This window comes from Polynucleobacter sp. TSB-Sco08W16 (assembly GCF_018687455.1).
In the GTDB taxonomy this organism is placed as follows: domain Bacteria; phylum Pseudomonadota; class Gammaproteobacteria; order Burkholderiales; family Burkholderiaceae; genus Polynucleobacter.
Map to the genome: position 1 here is coordinate 117,128 of NZ_CP061291.1, position 18,053 is coordinate 135,180.

Genomic DNA, 18,053 nt, shown 5'->3' on the forward strand with positions numbered 1-18,053 from the left:
TTTATTTCTTAAGACTGTCGCGAATTTCACGTAGAAGCACAATGTCCTCAGGTGCTGGTGGAGGCGGTGGAGTATCTAATAAGCGGACTTTATTGACTACTCGCACCATTTGAAAAATAACAAAAGCTAGAAGGATAAAGTTGATTGAAATGGTGATGAAGTTGCCGTAGGCAAAAATGGGTACACCAGCCTTTTTCAAGGCATCAAAAGTTCTTGGCACCCCCTCCGGAGCGTGACCAAGAACAACAAAGAGGTTGGTGAAGTCAATATGACCCCCAAAAAGAGTCGAAATTACTGGCATCACAATGTCATTGACAAGGGAGTCCACGATTTTTCCGAAAGCACCCCCAATAATCACGCCCACCGCTAGATCAATGACACTACCCTTAACCGCAAAGTCCCGAAATTCCTTCAAAACGCTCACAGATACCCCCTTTTTTGTCTAAATCCCGATTTACTCAAGATTAACCCCATAACTTTCTTGCTTACCCCACTTTTTACTTTAAAATCCTACCTTTAAGCAATTTCCACCCATAAATACCCCTTCTAGGAATTTTGTAAATGAGTGACAAGCCCTGTATGGACAAGGATCGCCGTAATTGGTTGATCGCTACATCGGCGGTTGGTGGCGTAGGTGCAGCCGCAGCCCTTTATCCTTTTATTGACAGTTTTGAGCCTTCTGAGCGTGCTAAAGCCGCCGGTGCACCTGTTGAAATTGATATCACTGGCATGAAGCCAGATGAAATGAGAACAGCTGAGTGGCGTGGAAAGCCAGTTTGGGTTGTGCGTCGCACCCCTGAGCAAGTTGCTGAATTATCCAAAATTGATAATGAATTGGCCGATCCGAATTCTTTGCGTGATCCATCTCAATTCACCCCTCCTTATGCCCAGAATCAATGGCGCTCGATTAAACCTGAGTATTTAGTTGTAGTGGGTATTTGTACTCATCTAGGCTGCTCTCCTAATGCTAAATTTGAAGCAGGCCCACAGCCTTCTCTGCCAAACACTTGGCCTGGTGGCTTCCTGTGCCCATGCCATGGCTCTACTTTTGATATGGCGGGTCGTGTATACAAAAATAAACCAGCCCCAGATAACCTTGAAGTACCGCCGCATATGTATTTGAGCGATACCAAGATTCTGATTGGCGATGATAAGAAGGCCTAAGGAGAGATAAATGGCATTCCACGAAAAAGAAGTCCCAGCGGACGCTTCGGCAGCTCAAAAACTTATGGCATGGGTTGACTCACGTTTACCTGTGACAGAGGCCTTTAAGAGGCATATGAGTGAGTATTACGCACCAAAAAACCTCAATTTTTTCTATATTTTTGGCGCATTAGCTATCGTAGTGTTGGTAAACCAGATAGTTACCGGTATTTTCTTGACTATGAACTACAAGCCTGATGCTGCTAAGGCTTTTGAGTCCGTTGAGTACATCATGCGTGAAGTACCTTGGGGTTGGGTAATTCGCTACATGCACTCCACTGGAGCCTCTTTATTCTTTGTAGTGGTTTACATGCATATGTTCCGTGGTCTGATCTATGGTTCTTATCGCAAGCCACGTGAGTTGATCTGGATCTTCGGTTGCGCAATTTTCTTGTGCTTAATGGGCGAAGCATTCTTTGGCTACCTGCTCCCATGGGGTCAAATGTCTTACTGGGGTGCCCAAGTTATTGTGAACTTGTTCTCTGCGATTCCATTCATTGGACCAGATCTTTCCTTGTGGTTGCGCGGTGATTATGTTGTGGGTGATGCCACCCTCAATCGTTTCTTCGCGTTCCACGTGATCGCAATTCCATTGGTGTTGGTTGGTTTAGTGGCAGCTCATATTCTTGCATTGCACGAAGTAGGCTCTAACAATCCAGATGGCGTTGAGATTAAAGAAAACTTAGATGCGCAAGGTCATCCGGTTGATGGAATACCATTCCACCCCTTTTACTCAGTACACGATGTGATGTATTTAGGCGGCTTTTTGATGGTTTTTGCTTGTATCGTATTCTTTGCCCCGGAAATGGGTGGTTACTTCCTCGAAGCGAACAACTTCGTGCCTGCCAACCCATTCCAGACTCCGCCACATATCGCACCTGTTTGGTATTTCACGCCGTTCTACTCGATGTTGCGTGCTACAACCTCTAGCTTCTTATTGCCTTTGTGGATATTCTTGGCGGTGATTTTAGGATTGTTTGCCAAGAGCGCTAAGGACATCAAGATCAAAGGTCTATGTGTGGCTATCGCTCTAGTGTTGGCCGGTGGTTTTTATTTGTTTGATGCGAAGTTCTGGGGTGTTGTGATCATGGGTGGTTCAGTTGTGATCATGTTCTTCTTGCCTTGGCTTGATAACTCTCCAGTGAAATCGATTCGCTATCGCCCACAATTCCATAAATATATTTATGGAATATTCGTAGTGACATTCATCATCTTGGGTTACTTGGGTATTCAGCCACCATCACCAATATTTGAAAAGATTTCTCAGGTTTGCACTATTTACTATCTGGGCTTTTTCTTGGCCATGCCGTTCTGGAGCAAGCTTGGTACATTCAAGCCAGTTCCAAGCCGCGTTACTTTTGAGTCCCATTAATTTAAGTCTGAGATATCAGTAAAGAGAAATTAGGAACTAGTATGAAACGAATTCTGCAAACTTTGATGGGCCTATGCCAAGCAATAGCAGTGGTTGCTGCGCTTGGTGTTGGTATGAATGCCAGTGCAAATGAAGGCGGCTTTCCATTGGATAAAGCCCCTGATCGCGTAAGTAAAAATGCTTCCTTGCAAAATGGCGCTAAGATTTTTGTGAACTATTGCTTAAATTGCCACGCAGCTTCTAGCATGCGCTACAACCGCTTGCGCGATATCGGTTTGACTGATCAACAAATCAAAGACAACCTGATCTTGAATGACGCTAAGGTCGGTGATTTGATGACGATCTCAATGTCACCTAAGGATGCTAAGACATGGTTTGGTAAGGTACCTCCAGATCTATCAGTTGAAGCTCGCGCCCGTGGAACGGATTGGCTTTATACCTATTTCCGCACGTTTTATAAGGATGATGACCGTCCAACCGGTTGGAATAACTTGGTATATCCAAACGTTGGCATGCCTCATGTTTTATGGCAGCTCCAGGGGGAGCGTGCTGCAAAATTTGAGGAACGCAAAGATCCACATGAAGAAGGTAGAACAGAAAAAGTATTCGTAGGCTTTGAGCAACTCACTCCAGGCACCATGAAGCCAGAAGAATATGACGACAATATTGCTGACCTCGTTTCATTTCTCTCTTGGATGGCTGAGCCAGTCCAGTTAGAGCGTAAGCGCCTTGGTGTTGTGGTTCTCTTATTCTTGGCTATCTTCACACTCTTAGCTTGGCGCTTGAATAAAGCCTACTGGAAAGATATCCACTAATTTGTATCAAATGAGGTCTTTCATGCGAAGGACTTCATTTAGCAAAAGATTTAATGCCGCTGTTTAGCGTTTGTTGTATTGAAGTAGAAATTTAAGGAAATAAATTTATGATGGTGTTGTACTCGGGTACTAATTGCCCATTCTCGCAACGCTGCCGTCTGGTGCTTTTTGAAAAAGGCATGGACTTTGAAATCCGCGATGTTGACTTGTTTAATAAGCCAGAAGACATCTCCGTGATGAATCCTTATGGTCAAGTTCCCATCTTGGTTGAGCGTGATTTGATTTTGTATGAATCCAACATCATCAATGAATACATTGATGAGCGTTTTCCTCATCCACAGTTGATGCCGCCTGATCCAGTTGCACGCGCACGCGCACGTTTGTTCCTCTTTAACTTTGAGAAAGAACTCTTTGTGCACGTAGCCGCTCTTGAGAACGAAAAAGGCAAGGCTGCAGAGAAGGTTCATGAGAAAGCGCGCTTGGCTATTCGCGATCGTCTAACTCAGTTGGCCCCTATTTTCGTTAAGAACAAGTACATGTTAGGCGATGAGTTCTCGATGCTAGATGTGGCAATTGCCCCATTGTTATGGCGTCTTGAGCATTACGGCATCGATCTTTCACGCAATGCTGCTGCTCTTTTGAAGTACGCTGAGCGTATTTTCAGCAGACCAGCTTATATCGAAGCGTTAACTCCTTCCGAGAAGGTGATGCGCCGCTAAGCAATCCTAGCGGTTCATTCATAGTCGGCATGTCTGACGTCCCAAGCAATAAACCCTACCTAATCCGTGCTCTACATCAGTGGTGCACGGATTTTGGTTTTACGCCCTTTATCGCTGTTTTTGTGGATTTAAGGGTCGAAGTGCCCATGGAGTTTGTTAAGAATGATGAGATCGTTCTTAATCTGTCATTGGAGGCATGTCATCAGCTTGACCTGGGCAATGATTGGATCAGTTTTCAGGCTAGGTTTGGAGGGGTTCCTAGGAAAATCACGGTTCCGGTGAGCCATGTATTGGCTATCTACGCCAGGGAAAACGGTCAGGGTATGTCATTCCCATTTGATCCGACTCAGATTCGAGATTTACATATAGCCGATTCCCAAGATGAAGCTTCTGAAAAACCTAAAACTAGTAGACCATCCTTAACTATTGTGAAATAGGCTAAAATAACATCCGTGCCCCTTTAGCTCATCTGGTAGAGCAACTGATTTGTAATCAGTAGGTGGTCTGTTCGAGTCGGACAAGGGGCACCAAAAATTCTTAAATGCCTCACTTAGTGGGGCATTTTTCTAGGCGCCATTAAAGCATGCCGTTTAGATCGAGGCAAAATTATTCTTTACCATCAAGTGCTGGTTGAGGTTAGTTGGATAAATTGTTACCCCTCCTTCAGGGGACAAATGGAAAAGTCCCCATAATCCATCTTTCATCCAGATTTTCTAGGTTGTAATAAATGCCCCTATAGGAGATTTTCTCAATCTCGGCGGGGTTCAAAATGGCAGCAAGATTTGGATGATATCCACTACCCATATTTTTACTAAGATAAGCCTCAAGCTTTAAGACGATGTTCATAGTGGTAGAGTCAACCTTCAGCCTCATTTTTTTTATTGCTTCTATTGTCTCTTTAACGGTTTCATCAGAATTCGAAAAGGCTCGATTAGAGCCTGTAACTCGATAGCCGCCCAGAGTACTGAATACTGAGTAGAGCTGGTCATGCAAAAAGAATCTGGTCCAAAGCTCGCCATCAATGGCTAGTTTTGTTGATTCATCCATTTTGGCACCGGCCTTATTCCAGATACTTCTCCTCCAAAAGGTCGACTCTTGTTGAATCCAGCCAAATCTCCCAAGTAGGAAGTCAAAAATATTTTTTTGACTTCCTTGAACATTTATGACGCTTCCGACGTTATTCCACGCCGATGTTAATCCTGATATCCAATTTACATTTGGATACTTGTCAAAAATTTCAGAAATAGTATTAAAGCAGCCGGGGAAATACATATCGTCACTATTAAGCCAGCCCATTATTTCGCCAGAAGTTTTTTCAAACCCCTTGTTCAAGGCATTCGCATGACCGGTATCGGGTTCGCTAATCCAGTAGTGCAGATCTTCGCTATACTTTTGAATAATCTCTACAGATCCATCGGTACTTCCGCCATCAATGATCACGTACTCTAGATTTGGATAATTTTGATGGAGTACAGATTGAATTGTTTTCTCAAGATAAGGCGCTTGATTGAATGATGGCGTTACGATTGAAATTGATGGAGGTATCATTTTTGGTAATTATCTGTTTATTCAGCTTGGTTTAATCATCATACCGATAAGTATTAATAAAGGAATGTATGGGCACTAATAAAGTATTGATTGTTGGAGTTGTCAGAAATTGCGCGCAGTACCTCAACGATCAAGTTTTAATTCTTAGCAATGCCTTTCAAAGATTTTCAGAAATACAGTGGCTGCTCATTGAATCTGACAGCTCTGATGAAACACGAGAATTATTGGGCGCCCTTAAGAATAAAATTCCATCATTTAATTTTAAAGCAATGGGCAGCTTAGAGCCCTTAATGAAGTCTAGAACGCAGAGAATTGCCTATTGCCGTAACCAATATTTAAAATCTATAAGAGAAAGTCAAGAATACGCAGATATCGAGTATGTGGTTGTGGCAGACTTTGACGGTGTAAACCGCCTACTTAGTAGTCAAGCAGTAGATTCATGCTGGTCTCACGAAGGTTGGGCAGTATGTGCTGCTAATCAGGAGGGTCCATATTATGATATCTGGGCACTAAGACATGAAGTATGGTCTCCTGGCGACTGTTGGGCTCAATATCATTTTTTAATTAATCATGGCTTACCTCAGGATGCCTCAAGATTTGCCGCCGTTTATTCAAAAATGATAAAAGTTCCCCAGAATTCAACTTGGTTAAAAGTTCAATCTGCTTTCGGTGGTCTCGCAATTTATAGAAAGGACGCGCTGCAAGGAGGGGCTTATATTGGACTTGATAAATTTGGCTCTGAAGTTTGCGAGCATGTCTCATTACATGAGGAAATTACCAGATCAGGGTTCGGTATCTACATTAATCCTAGCCTAATTAATGCCGATTTTATAGATCATACCGAGCTATTTCGACCAAAACCAATTGTTAATTAAGTAGTGGTAATCCAAGCGAGGCAGCCTTTTCAACGATAGTGTCATCATTGACCCAGGAAAAAAAATTACTTAATTTAACTGGAAATTTTTTGCAATTTTGTAATTCATTCCACTGGGATTTGGCATCTTTATATCCATAGTAGATTTCTTTAAATTCCAATTGTTTTTCATTGACATAGGCACGATGTTGAAAAATCAAGCCACGAGCCTCTGTTTCATCGTGTGAAAAAAAACCGCGTGCAATTACAGGACGAATTTTCCCACTGTAATCTCTCTCAATAAGCATTGGGGGCTCATGTGATGACCATATAAAGTGGGGCTTATAGCGCCATGTCCTCTGCCATTCAAATTGAGGGTTATTTCCGTATCCGAATCGGGTTGCAATAACTAATTCTGGACCGACATAAAAGTTACACCAGTAAAAAGCTCCATATTTGTTTGGGTTTTCTTCAAACATGGACAATGTCTCAAGAATCTGATTTCTAGACCAGAATTCATCAACATCAATTTCCCAAAGTAGACACTCCTTCTTTATTTTTTTTAGAGGAGCATTAATCATTTCTAGCTTGCCATTCCAAAATGCCCCATTTTCTTTTCTATAAACGGAAATATTGTTAGGATATTTTTTCTGCAGCTCATCAATATAGTCAGTTGTGCCATCATTTGACAGTCCATTAAGGTGAAGGGAGGCAGGTATGGCGCCACCATTTTTAAGAGACCAAGAGGTATCGTTTTTAAGGTCAGCAACACCTTCAATAATATGCCAATGCCATTTAATCGATAATGAAGAAAAAGTTTCAATATGTTGTTCAATAAATGGGCGACCATTTAAAACGATCGTGAAGAAATGAATTTCCAAATTATTTTTTACCATGAGATTATTTTTTTGAAGCATTCATTGGTCGATCTTCGGGGGCAGTGGAGCTGGATAGCCTTTAAGCAATAGTGAGATTATATGTTTACCAAGATTGAGCTAAGAGTTGTGAGAAATCAAAGCCTTCAATTCATTCAGATTAACCACATAATCCATGTCGTTCCCATGCTGAGAGCCTAAGATCCATTTATACGATATCCCAAGGCTAGCACATAGGCTTAGATAGCAATGATTCACCCATTTCGGCGAATGGAGTTCAATAACTTTGCATGTTGGCGGAACAAACAGAAGATGAGTGCCTGCTGCGCCATGTGGGATAACAATAGATTCTGCCGCTCTAAAATAATTAATTTGGTCTTCTGCAGAAATTTCACTCATGATTAGCTTTTCGTAGCCAAGCCCTTCTAGATAGCTGAAAATTTCATCCTCATTAGCAACCTGTCGATTGCTATCTATTCTTGAGATGTATAAACGCTTTTTAGTATTGGCGGGCTTCATCATTCGATTTAGAAACTTATCCCTAAGCCAGTGCATGGCACCAGGATGCTGTGTTGGAGTAGACGGAATTGATGGGAAGAAAAGATCCTCAATTTCAAATGACTCTCCGTTTGTAATGATTAATTTATTGTCAACCCCCATAAGTCTTAAAGTTGATTTTTGAAAGTCTGATAGTTGATCCCGTACTATGAGAGGAATATTTTTCAGCTCAGGCAAATCATCTAAACATTTAAGTCTTATCAAAGTTTCCATAACCCAGTGGTAGATATTCTTGTCATTGGGTCTGACACTTAAATATATTGCAGGTATAGGGATTTTTTGAATCTTTTTATCAATCGAGTAAATTTTAATTCTTTGCTTAAGAGTCAATAAGTTCTCGCCTTGGATCATACAAAGCGGATAGTTATGTTGACTAGGCCACTTGTTAAGCTGGTATTCAGCCCATCGCCTGTTTCCATAGCCCTCAGTAAGAGAAAGATTATTTCTCACTAAAATTAAAAGTGATGAATCTTTAATCATTACTTTTGTAAGGTGAGCCAAGATTGATCCACCAACCTCAACACCTTCTATTAGATCATTGATCTTAAAGCCGCTATTAGTTGATGGAGTTTCAAAAAATAAACTATCTTCGGATGCATTGTGATGAAGTAATGCATCTTTTTCATTAATTAAAGAGATGCATTCTTTGGAAAACATGGGTAAATATGTGTTTTCGTTTTGATATAAATCTGTCGCGCTATTTGCGCGACGACACCAAGATGATGTCTCAATAAACTCGAATATATTGACCATATTATTTTTATTGACGTATTTTTATTAATTCTAAGAAGCTTTTTGAAAATAAAGTATACGATGGTAGAGGGCAATAAATGCCAAGAAGACCGATTGATATTTGATGCATAGAAGCCCTGCATTGGTTGGTGGTCAGATTACAAGCTAGCTATTCAGAAAAAGATAGCAGATAGAATTGCAGCTTTATAGGCTCATTGAGATAAGTTTTTAGTTTTTGTCTCTGGCAAGAAAAGTGCCGCTGTAATTCCTGCCGCACTAAGAAATATGGTTGGATACCATAAGCCCGCCAGATCATTCCCCCAGGATTGATTGAGCCATGTAACGATGAGTGGAAGCATTCCTCCAATCCAACCAGCTGCTAAGTTGTGAGGAAGTGTGGCTGCGCTATTCCTACCTTTGGCGGGAAAAAGTTCTGCAAGAAGCGCAGTTTGTGGCCCCACTACCAGTGCAAGTGAAAGCGAGAGAGCCGTCAATATCAAACCTATTTTTAGGAGGGCGCTACCTGAAGGAGATTCGACGTAGTGAGTACCAAGTTTTTGAAGTAGTTGAAATGCAGGGCGAATAAAAATTGAGCCAAGAATGATCCCAGCTAAAACGACTGGTTTACGCCCAAGCCTATCAGAGAGCCAACCCGCAAATATGGTGAGAGGTAGGAGAGCGATAGTGGCATAAATACTCAGTTTGTCTACCAGCGCAGACTCCAAGTGGACCGAGGTTTTTAAAAAGACTGCCGTATATACCTGAACGCAAAAGAACAATATTGCTCCGCTAGATGAAATGCAAAAGAAGAGGAGAAACATTCTCTTACGAATTTCAGAATCTTTAAAGTTATTGATTAACTGAGATTCATTTTTCTCGGTTTGGTTTGATAGCTCTAGAAATACCGGTGTTTCTTCAAGCGATCTTCGGATATAAAAAGCGCTCAACAGTAGCGGAAGCGAAACCCAGAAAGGTACCCGCCATCCCCATGACTGAAATTCTTCTGCAGACAAGCAGCTTTGGAGGGCTGCAATTTGTAAGGTTGAAACTAGAATGCCCAGCGGACCCATTAGCTGAAGAAAGCTGGTTTTGAACCCTCTATTTTTGTTGCCTGCATGTTCTGTGAGGTAAACAGCGCCACCACCAATTTCACCTCCAGCAGAGAGGCCTTGGATTAACCGTAAGGTAACTAAAAAAGCGGGGGCCCAGATGCCGATCTGTGCATAGGTTGGCAAAAATCCTACGCTGACAGTTGCCAGACCCATTAAGGCAATCGTGATCATAAAGACGGGCTTGCGGCCTATATGGTCACCTAATGATCCAAATAGGGCCGATCCGATGGGCCTAACCACCATTCCAACGCCAAAGGTTGCAAGACTTGCTAAAAGACCTGTATTGGGATCACTTGAAGGAAAAAATAATGGACCAAGAACAACCGCTAAGCTTGCGAAAGTAAGAAAGTCATACCACTCCAAGAAGGTCCCAAAGCAAGTAGCAATAGCTATTTTGCGATAGGCCTGCGCATCATTCTTGGGCTTCAAATGAGCCCTTTTATTCGAAATCTGTAGAAGACTCAATTAATGGAGTAGATAAATTCTTACTTGGTTTAACGCCAAGCTCACGCACCTTCTCAGCAGAGCGAATGAGATTGCCTTTGCCAGTCTTCAGTTTGCTAAAGGCATCGTGATAGCTAGTCTGGGCTTGATCTAAACGTTGACCCAATTTTTCAAGATCATCTACAAAACCTACAAATTTATCGTAGAGATTGCCACATTGTTTTGCGATCTCTAAAGCATTCCGATTTTGGTGATCCTGCCTCCATAAATGAGCGACAGTTCGTAATGTTGCCATCAAGGTACTTGGGCAAACCAACACAATATTTTTAGCAAGCGCCTCTTGATACAAATTCGGAGCAGTTTTCAGGGCCAATAAGAAAGCGGGCTCAATCGGAACGAACATGAGAACAAAGTCCACGGAACCTACGCCATAGAGAGAGCTGTAGTTCTTGCTTGATAACCCTTGGATATGTTGACGTAGTGATTGGATATGGGCGGCTAACTCACGCTCAGCAATGTCCGAGTCGGTTGTTTCAGCGTGTCTGGCATAAGCTGTTATGGATACCTTGCTATCAACCACCAAACTTCTACCCTCGGGAAGTTTAATGACTACGTCAGGCTGTAAGCGCGAACCATCAGTTTGCGTATGGCTGTCCTGCACAACATATTCTTCGCCTTTACGCAGGCCTGATGACTCAAGAATAGACTCGAGCACTAGCTCACCCCAGTTACCCTGGACTTTGGAGTCGCCCTTTAATGCTTGCGTTAAAGAGCGTGTTTCATCTGACATTCGTAGGTTGAGATTGGCTAGACGCTCAATTTCGCTTTTAAGTGCAAAGCGCTCACGCGCTTCATTCCCATAAGAATTATTGACCTGCTCTTTGAATTCGGTGAGCTTGGTTTGTAATGGCTTTAAAAGGGCATCGAGGCTAGCTGCATTTTGTTCTGTAAAGCGCTTGGATTTATCCTCCAGAATTTCATTGGCCAAGTTTTTGAATTGGCTAGTAAGCGCCTCTTTAGCTTCATTGAGCGACTCAATGCGTCCGAGTCCTTGCTTGCGTTCTGAATCGAGTTCCGCTTCAAGACGAATGGCATTTTGAAGCGCTTGATCACGTTCAGCCCTAAGCCCTAGGGTTAATGCGCTCTCAGCTTCAACTTGAAGTTCTGCCCGTGCCAGGCTCGAGCGTAAATTGAGAGCATAAACCAAGAGGCCTGCACACAATCCCAGCGGTAGGCCAAACAACAGAAGAGAGCTTAGATCAAAAGTCACTAAGGTAAGGCTAATTACGCTTTAACTAATTTTTGCAGCTCGCCAGACTGAAACATTTCAGTCATGATGTCTGATCCGCCAATGAATTCACCATTGATATAGAGCTGAGGAATGGTTGGCCAATTAGCAAATTCTTTAATACCTTGGCGAATTCCTGCATCCTCTAATACGTTCACGGTATGAAGTTTTTCAACGCCACTAGCGCGCAGAATATTGACTGCATTGCCAGAGAAGCCGCACTGAGGAAACTGCGCAGTTCCCTTCATAAACAATACAACGGGGTGGCTAGTAACGATTTCTTTAATTTGAGCTTGAGTGTCCATAAATTCTTTCTAGAAAAGCAATAAAGCGGTAAAAATGGTTTAGAAATACTATTGTTTCGATTTTAAGACTTTATGCAACAAAGGGGGGGCTTGACGCCTTATTTCCTAGCGGACACCACGCGGTTATGGCCGGCCAAATCCTGATGGGCCTGAACGTCGCTAAATCCCCCTGCTTTCATCAGGCAGACTACAGCCTCTGACTGATCAAAGCCATGCTCGACTGCAATCAGGCCCATGGGTTTTAAGTGGTTTACAGCCCCTTGAATGATGACTTTGAGGCAGGTAAGCCCGCTGGCATGATCTGTTAAGGCAGAAATGGGTTCAAAACGCAGGTCACCTTGAGTCAGATGAGGATCTTGGCTAGCAATATAAGGGGGATTGCTTAGGATCACGTCAAATAAAGCCTTCTCGTGCAAAGCCTCATACCAACTACCTTGCAAAAATTGCACACAAGACTCAAGGTTTAGCTGTTTGGCATTCGCCTTAGCAATGACTAATGCTTCAGCAGATTGATCTGTTGCGGTCACTATTGAACTTGGAGCCTCATTTGCAATCGCTAGTGCAATTGCTCCAGAGCCGGTTCCTAGATCAAGGACCTTGGGAGTAATAACCTCTTTTTCAATTTGCTTAATCTCACGCAGTCCAATTTCAACAAGTAGTTCAGTTTCTGGGCGCGGGATTAAAACACCCGGCGCAACTTGCAGCTCAATATTATGAAAACCACGTTTCCCAATGAGATAGGCAATCGGCTCACCTTGAAGTCGCCTGGATTCTAGTGTTTTCCACTCCTCAAGTGCTTGAGCATGAAGCTCCATATCGTCACGCGATAGCAGGGCAGAGCGTGGTAGTTGGTAGTGTTGATCGAGTACCTGAGCCATGAGTATTCGAGCTTCATTGGGTGGAAGTAGGGTGGCGCTCATTAACGAGCGCAGAGTTGCATCTATTCCCATGAAGATTTTACTTCTTGCTTAATTATCGCCAAGAGCGGCGAGTAATTCAGCTTGGTGCTCGGATGCAAGGGCATTGCAGAGGTCATTAATATCACCATCCATCATGGCATCGATCTTATAGAGTGTGAGATTAATTCGGTGATCAGTGATGCGACCCTGTGGAAAGTTGTACGTTCGAATACGGTCGCTACGATCGCCCGAACCAATGAGAGATTTTCTAGTTTGCGCTTCGAGCTGGTGTTTTTCACGTTCGCGTGCGTCCATGATTCGCGAGACCAATACTTTCATTGCCTGTTCACGGTTCCGATGTTGGCTGCGATCATCCTGACATTCCACTACAGTGCCGGTTGGCAAGTGGGTGATGCGTACTGCAGAGTCAGTCTTATTGATATGCTGCCCCCCTGCACCAGATGCACGGAAGGTGTCGATACGTAATTCAGCGGGATTGATTTTCACCGCCTCCAGTTCATCTGCTTCCGGCATGACTGCAACAGTGCAGGCTGACGTATGAATACGACCTTGGGTTTCGGTCTGAGGGACGCGTTGCACGCGATGGCCCCCAGACTCAAATTTCAGGCGTGAATAAACAGATTGACCCACTAGGCGAAGGACAATCTCTTTGTATCCCCCTAAGTCTGATTCAGCAGCGCTGACTATTTCTACTTTCCAGCCTTGACGCTCTGCAAAGCGGGTATACATGCGTAGAAGATCGCCGGCAAAGAGCGCGCTTTCATCCCCACCAGTACCCGCCCGAATCTCTAAGAACACATTGCGCTCGTCGTTTTCATCTTTGGGTAGAAGCAGTTTCTGTAGAGTACTCTCAAGCTCTTCCATAGTTGCCTGAGCCTGCTTTTGCTCTTCATCTGCAAAATCCTTCATTTCAGGATCTTTACGCATCTCTTCTGCGGCTTGTGCATCTGCCTCAGCCTGCTTATACAAGCCAAATTGCTCAACGACGGTAGCGATATCAGAGTGCTCACGCGTGAGTTTCCGATAAGCATCCATATCTTTGGTTGCTTCTTCAGATGTTAAAAGGGAATTAAGTTCGGCTAAGCGCGTGTCTAGATGATCTAGCTTAGCCCGCATGCTGGGCTTCATCTAATGGTCTTCTGATTTTGAGTGTGAGGCAAATAGTTTAGGTAATAACTTGATTAAGGCATCGCGCTCTGCGCCGTTGGAGTGCTGTAATGCATGGAGCGAGCCATGTAAGAATTTATTGGTAAGACCTTGTGCCATGGCATTTAGAACTTCCTGTGGATCATCGCCACGCATCAAACGTTTCATCGCACGTTCTAACTCAAGTTGTCTTAAGCGTTCACCTTGTTGCTGAATATCCTGAATCAACGGAACCGCATTGCGACCTTGCATCCAATGCATAAAATTACCAACTCGATCTTCAATGATTGCTTCAGCTTGACTTACAGCAGCTTGGCGCAAACTTGCGCCTGTTTGAATCATCACGCCAAGATCGTCAACAGTATAGAGATACACGTCATCAAGCCTGGAAATTTCTGGTTCGAAGTCGCGTGGGACTGCTAAATCAATCATCACCATCGGTTTATGTCGACGCTGCTTCAGAGCGCTCTCCACCATGCCAAGACCAATGATCGGCAAGGACGAGGCGGTGCTCGACACGATGATGTCAAATTCATGTAAGCGGCCAGGAAGCTCAGAAAGCTTGAATGATTCTGCTTGAGTTCCTTGATCAGCAATAGCATCTGCCAACTCTTGGCCACGCTCGATTGTACGATTAGCAATGGCAACATTTTTTGGTTTACGGGCAACAAAGTGCGTTGCACACAAGGCGATCATTTCACCTGCGCCAATGAACAGAATTTTTTGATTAGAAATTTTTTCAAAAATACGTTCAGAAAGTCGCACCGATGCTGCGGCCATGGAAATCGAATGCGCGCCAATTTCAGTTGATCCGCGAACTTCTTTCGCAACTGCAAATGTTTTCTGAAATAACTGATTAAGGTAGGTTCCTAAAACACCCGCATCATTTGCGGTGCGAACTGCATCTTTCATCTGTCCCAAGATTTGGGTTTCACCAATTACCATTGAATCTAGGCCGCACGCTACTCTGAAAGCGTGACGAACAGCATCCGATTGTGGGAGGGAGTAAATGTGTGGCTCAAGACTGCTTGGAGCGAGTTGCTGGGTTTTTGCTAGCCAATCAAAAGTCGCTTCATGCAAAATGCTGGCCGCATCAGCATCGTTAGCTGCGCAGTAGACTTCGGTGCGGTTGCAGGTTGACAGGATGGTCGCTTCAGGCAGGCCGGATTGATTCGCCCCCAGCAAATGTTGGCGGAGATCGTGCAACGCTTCTTGAAGAAATTCAGGGTCAAAGGCGACCTTTTCCCGAATGGCGACCGGCGCTGTGTGATGATTGATGCCGAGTGTCAACAACTTCATAATGGTGATTATAGATTTGATGACATCATTAATGGGGGTGAGAATGGGGTTTTTGGCTTTTCTGCTAATTGGGGGTGCATCCGGGGCTTTTGCCTGGATCTTTTACCCTGGGTTAGCCAAAGGCTCTCAGAGCTCCAGCGTCAGGGGATTGCTCATCAGCGTATTGCTGGGCTTCGCCGCAGCAGCTGGAGGTTCGTATTTAGGCCAATATATGGGGTTCTTTCAATCGGGCCAAATGTTGGAGTGGCTGGTAGCCATCTTCGCTGCCTGCACTATAGGGTGGATCTATACCGGTTTAGCTAAATAAATCATCTTGTGAGTTTTTTATAGGGGTCTTTTCAGAAGATCGAACCCATTGAATGGGTTCACGGCCATGCGCTTGCAGCCAATCATTTGTTTTCGTGAAGTGCATGCAACTTCGCGCTGTACCGGGTTCTAAAAAGGGCCTATCTGTCTTATAGACTCCTAAGCCAGATGGATGTGAGGATGTCAAGATCAGTTGATCTTGTCCTGGCTCTATCAGGTCTTTCTTAGATTGGGCATGCCCTCCCCAAAGTAGCCAAACTAAGGATGGCTTCTTTAACGCTAGCTTAGAGATAAGGTGATCAATGAAGGTTTTCCACCCCAGATTGGTATGACTACCAGCCTGTCCTAACCTGACGCTGAGCGCAGTGTTAAGTAGGAGTGCTCCTTGATTGGCCCAATCATGTAAGTCACCATGGGGTAGGGGCCCAAAGCCCTCAAGAGCTAATGCTTTGCTGATGTTGCGTAGTGAGCTTGGAAACTCACGAGAATTTATTGGAATGCTTGCGGGGATGGAAAATGCAAGGCCTTGCGCAAGTCCTGGAGAGTGATAGGGGTCTTGCCCAATAATCACCACCTTCACTGAATCAACCGGGGTTAACGCAAGTGCTTTGAAAAAATTCTGTGGCTCAGGGCGGACACTTTCGAAGTCAGAATTTAAGACGGCTTGAATATTGTTCTCTAATTTACTCCAGGCAGGAGAATCAAAATAGTCGCCTAATAGTTTGCGCCAATCTTGTGGGATATCGTCTTTAGAGAAAGAAGGCATTTACTTGTAGTTACTGCCCACTGCAGTAAGCTCAAATTGTATTGGTAGTTGAGCCGACTCTAATACCAAAATACGCTCATGCTCAAGATCATCGCGATAGAAAGAGAGGTTGATTGATTGACCCTCTGAGAGGGTGCCGAGGACCTTATCCCAGCGATTGCTTGTCACGCGTTGACCATTGATGCTAGCAAGTAAATCACCTGCTGCGAGACCTGCTGCTTGTGCTGCTCCACCATCCAATACATGAGTAACTTTGAGCCAGCCATTGGTTTCTGTATGACGCAAACCTAACTGCAGCTTGATTCTTTCAAGTTTAGTTTGTGTTTTTGGCTTTACTGAAATGAGTTTGGAGGCAATCCATTTTTGGACTGGAATATCTTCAATACCAAAGATATATCGAGACTTGAAGTCGTTCCATATTTTGCTAAAGCCATCGCCAAGTAAATCGTTAATCAAAATATCTAAGCCATTCTCGGTAATACCATCAAGCGTTACCCCATGCTTTTGCCAAACCAGGCGGATCAGATCGTCCAAAGATTTTTTATTCTTTGAGTAGGTGCGGATTTGTAAGTCTAGACCCAAGGCGATAAGGGCGCCTTTGCCGTAATAGCTTACGACTGCATTGGGAGTATTTTCATCCGCTTGGTAATACTTGGTCCAAGCATCAAAAGAGCTATCAGCTATGCTCTGCTTTAATCTTCCTGGCCCACGTAAGACACCATTCCAATTATCAGCAAGTAATTTGAGATAAGCGCTTAAATCAATCCGTTTGCTACGCAAGAGTTGTAGATCATCGTAGTAACTAGTGAAACCTTCAAAGATCCATAGCAAGCGTGTGCGATTTCTGTTGCCTAGATCATATGGCTGGAAAGCCTTAGGTTGAATACGCTTTACCAACCATGCGTGGAAATACTCATGGCTACATAAGCCTAAGAATTCGCGATAACTAGATTCATCTAAAGGGATGTTTTTCTGTGGAATTTGATCGCGACGGCATAGCAATGCGGTGCTATTGCGGTGTTCAAGGCCACCATATCCATTTAAAACGGCATTCACTAAGAAGAGGTAGCTGGTAAATGGCGCCTGTTTTGTTTTAGGTTCAAAAAGGTTGATGGTGCAAGTACAAATAGCCTGTAAGTCAGCGGCTAAACGTGCCACATCGATTGGATGCAGACATCCTTGAACCGCCATGCTGTGCGCCGTATTGCTTGATGTCCAGCGCACCTCCTGAAACTCACCCATTGCTACTGGATGGTCAATGAGGTCATCATAGTTTTGAGCAAGATAAAACCCAAAACCGCGCGCGTCTGTTTTGACTACTCTTAGACTAGTTTGCACTGACCAGTGATCTGAGTATGCAGTTTCTGGCGCAGTAATTGCTAGAGAGCATGGAAGATCTTCTTGACCCTTAACGATGAGGCAAAGACTAGTTGCATTAAAGAATGCGCGCTCAGTATCGAGATAGGCCGCACGCACAGAGTTATCAAAAGCGTAAATTGTTGTGAGAATGTCCACACCACCTTCTATTGGCGGTAGTTGCCAGTGATCGTTATCAATTCGATCTAAAGCAATTTTTTTCTTTGTTGATCCTGCAGTAAAGGCCTCAATCTTTTCAATCTGTTTTGAAAAGTCACGAATCAGATAGCTGCCAGGTATCCATGCCGGCATTTGAACAATCTGCCCCTTAGGATCTGGATTGGCAATATGCAGCTTTACTTCAAAGCGATGACCATGCAAGTCTGCAGGCCATACTGTGTATTGAATTGCTGGCAGGTCTGTAGTGTTCATATGC

The 18,053-nt window shown here is 43.8% G+C and carries 18 protein-coding genes and 1 tRNA gene; 7 read left to right on the forward strand and 12 right to left on the reverse strand.

The genetic code is table 11. The annotated features are described in order from the left end of the window. Window position 1: 1 nt before the first annotated feature. A complete protein-coding gene (gene mscL, locus FD961_RS00670; protein ID WP_215393687.1) occupies window positions 2-424 on the reverse strand; it encodes a large conductance mechanosensitive channel protein MscL in 423 nt (140 codons plus the stop codon). A gap of 137 nt (window positions 425-561) precedes the next feature. Here mscL and petA point away from each other — a divergent pair, with 137 nt between their 5' ends. The 6 genes from petA to FD961_RS00700 all read left to right on the forward strand — a co-directional run bounded on the left by petA (window position 562) and on the right by FD961_RS00700 (window position 4,639). Beyond that, a complete protein-coding gene (petA, locus tag FD961_RS00675) occupies window positions 562-1,164 on the forward strand; it encodes a ubiquinol-cytochrome c reductase iron-sulfur subunit (RefSeq protein WP_215393688.1) in 603 nt (200 codons plus the stop codon). Between the two features lie 10 nt (window positions 1,165-1,174). After that, the gene (locus tag FD961_RS00680; protein ID WP_215393689.1) at window positions 1,175-2,575 is read left to right on the forward strand and encodes a cytochrome bc complex cytochrome b subunit; all 1,401 of its coding nucleotides are present in this window, start codon (window positions 1,175-1,177) and stop codon (window positions 2,573-2,575) included. Between the two features lie 41 nt (window positions 2,576-2,616). Next, the gene (locus FD961_RS00685) at window positions 2,617-3,390 is read left to right on the forward strand and encodes a cytochrome c1 (RefSeq protein WP_071464497.1); all 774 of its coding nucleotides are present in this window, start codon (window positions 2,617-2,619) and stop codon (window positions 3,388-3,390) included. Window positions 3,391-3,497: 107 nt separating this feature from the next. Then, on the forward strand, window positions 3,498-4,109 hold the full coding sequence (locus FD961_RS00690; protein ID WP_068320223.1) for a glutathione S-transferase N-terminal domain-containing protein: 612 nt from the start codon (window positions 3,498-3,500) through the stop codon (window positions 4,107-4,109). A gap of 29 nt (window positions 4,110-4,138) precedes the next feature. After that, window positions 4,139-4,546, forward strand: coding sequence for a ClpXP protease specificity-enhancing factor (locus FD961_RS00695; protein WP_071464498.1), 408 nt, complete (start codon window positions 4,139-4,141; stop codon window positions 4,544-4,546). Window positions 4,547-4,563: 17 nt separating this feature from the next. After that, window positions 4,564-4,639: transfer RNA gene (locus tag FD961_RS00700), tRNA-Thr, on the forward strand. Between the two features lie 133 nt (window positions 4,640-4,772). Here FD961_RS00700 and FD961_RS00705 read toward each other — a convergent pair. Continuing rightward, complete coding sequence (locus FD961_RS00705) at window positions 4,773-5,657, reverse strand: glycosyltransferase family 2 protein (RefSeq protein ID WP_215393690.1); 885 nt, start codon at window positions 5,655-5,657, stop codon at window positions 4,773-4,775. Between the two features lie 68 nt (window positions 5,658-5,725). Between FD961_RS00705 and FD961_RS00710 the strand changes: the two genes are divergently transcribed. Beyond that, on the forward strand, window positions 5,726-6,532 hold the full coding sequence (locus FD961_RS00710; RefSeq protein ID WP_215393691.1) for a hypothetical protein: 807 nt from the start codon (window positions 5,726-5,728) through the stop codon (window positions 6,530-6,532). On the opposite strand, the gene FD961_RS00715 is transcribed toward FD961_RS00710, so the two are convergent. The 10 genes from FD961_RS00715 to FD961_RS00760 all read right to left on the reverse strand — a co-directional run bounded on the left by FD961_RS00715 (window position 6,525) and on the right by FD961_RS00760 (window position 18,049). Then, window positions 6,525-7,427, reverse strand: coding sequence for a glycosyltransferase family 2 protein (locus FD961_RS00715; RefSeq protein ID WP_215393692.1), 903 nt, complete (start codon window positions 7,425-7,427; stop codon window positions 6,525-6,527). The two genes, FD961_RS00710 and FD961_RS00715, sit on opposite strands and share 8 nt — an antisense overlap. A gap of 78 nt (window positions 7,428-7,505) precedes the next feature. Continuing rightward, window positions 7,506-8,600, reverse strand: coding sequence for a DUF563 domain-containing protein (locus FD961_RS00720; RefSeq protein ID WP_215393693.1), 1,095 nt, complete (start codon window positions 8,598-8,600; stop codon window positions 7,506-7,508). A 287-nt stretch (window positions 8,601-8,887) separates the two neighbouring features. After that, window positions 8,888-10,216 (reverse strand): MFS transporter, encoded by a 1,329-nt coding sequence (locus FD961_RS00725; protein WP_215393694.1) that lies wholly within the window; start codon window positions 10,214-10,216, stop codon window positions 8,888-8,890. A gap of 10 nt (window positions 10,217-10,226) precedes the next feature. Further along, a complete protein-coding gene (gene rmuC, locus FD961_RS00730) occupies window positions 10,227-11,501 on the reverse strand; it encodes a DNA recombination protein RmuC (protein ID WP_215393695.1) in 1,275 nt (424 codons plus the stop codon). A gap of 14 nt (window positions 11,502-11,515) precedes the next feature. After that, window positions 11,516-11,824, reverse strand: a complete 309-nt coding sequence (gene grxD / locus FD961_RS00735) for a Grx4 family monothiol glutaredoxin (protein ID WP_071464506.1) — start codon at window positions 11,822-11,824, stop codon at window positions 11,516-11,518. Between the two features lie 98 nt (window positions 11,825-11,922). Continuing rightward, window positions 11,923-12,744, reverse strand: coding sequence for a peptide chain release factor N(5)-glutamine methyltransferase (prmC, locus tag FD961_RS00740; protein ID WP_251371283.1), 822 nt, complete (start codon window positions 12,742-12,744; stop codon window positions 11,923-11,925). Window positions 12,745-12,792: 48 nt separating this feature from the next. Beyond that, a complete protein-coding gene (prfA, locus tag FD961_RS00745) occupies window positions 12,793-13,872 on the reverse strand; it encodes a peptide chain release factor 1 (protein WP_071464508.1) in 1,080 nt (359 codons plus the stop codon). Continuing rightward, window positions 13,873-15,189 carry a glutamyl-tRNA reductase gene (gene hemA / locus FD961_RS00750; RefSeq protein WP_071464509.1) on the reverse strand — a complete coding sequence of 439 codons (1,317 nt, stop codon included), beginning with the start codon at window positions 15,187-15,189 and terminating at the stop codon, window positions 13,873-13,875. Window positions 15,190-15,484: 295 nt separating this feature from the next. Further along, on the reverse strand, window positions 15,485-16,261 hold the full coding sequence (locus tag FD961_RS00755) for a uracil-DNA glycosylase (protein WP_215393697.1): 777 nt from the start codon (window positions 16,259-16,261) through the stop codon (window positions 15,485-15,487). Continuing rightward, window positions 16,262-18,049: a M61 family metallopeptidase gene (locus FD961_RS00760; RefSeq protein WP_215393698.1), complete on the reverse strand. Its 1,788-nt coding sequence runs from the start codon at window positions 18,047-18,049 to the stop codon at window positions 16,262-16,264. Window positions 18,050-18,053: the final 4 nt, after the last annotated feature.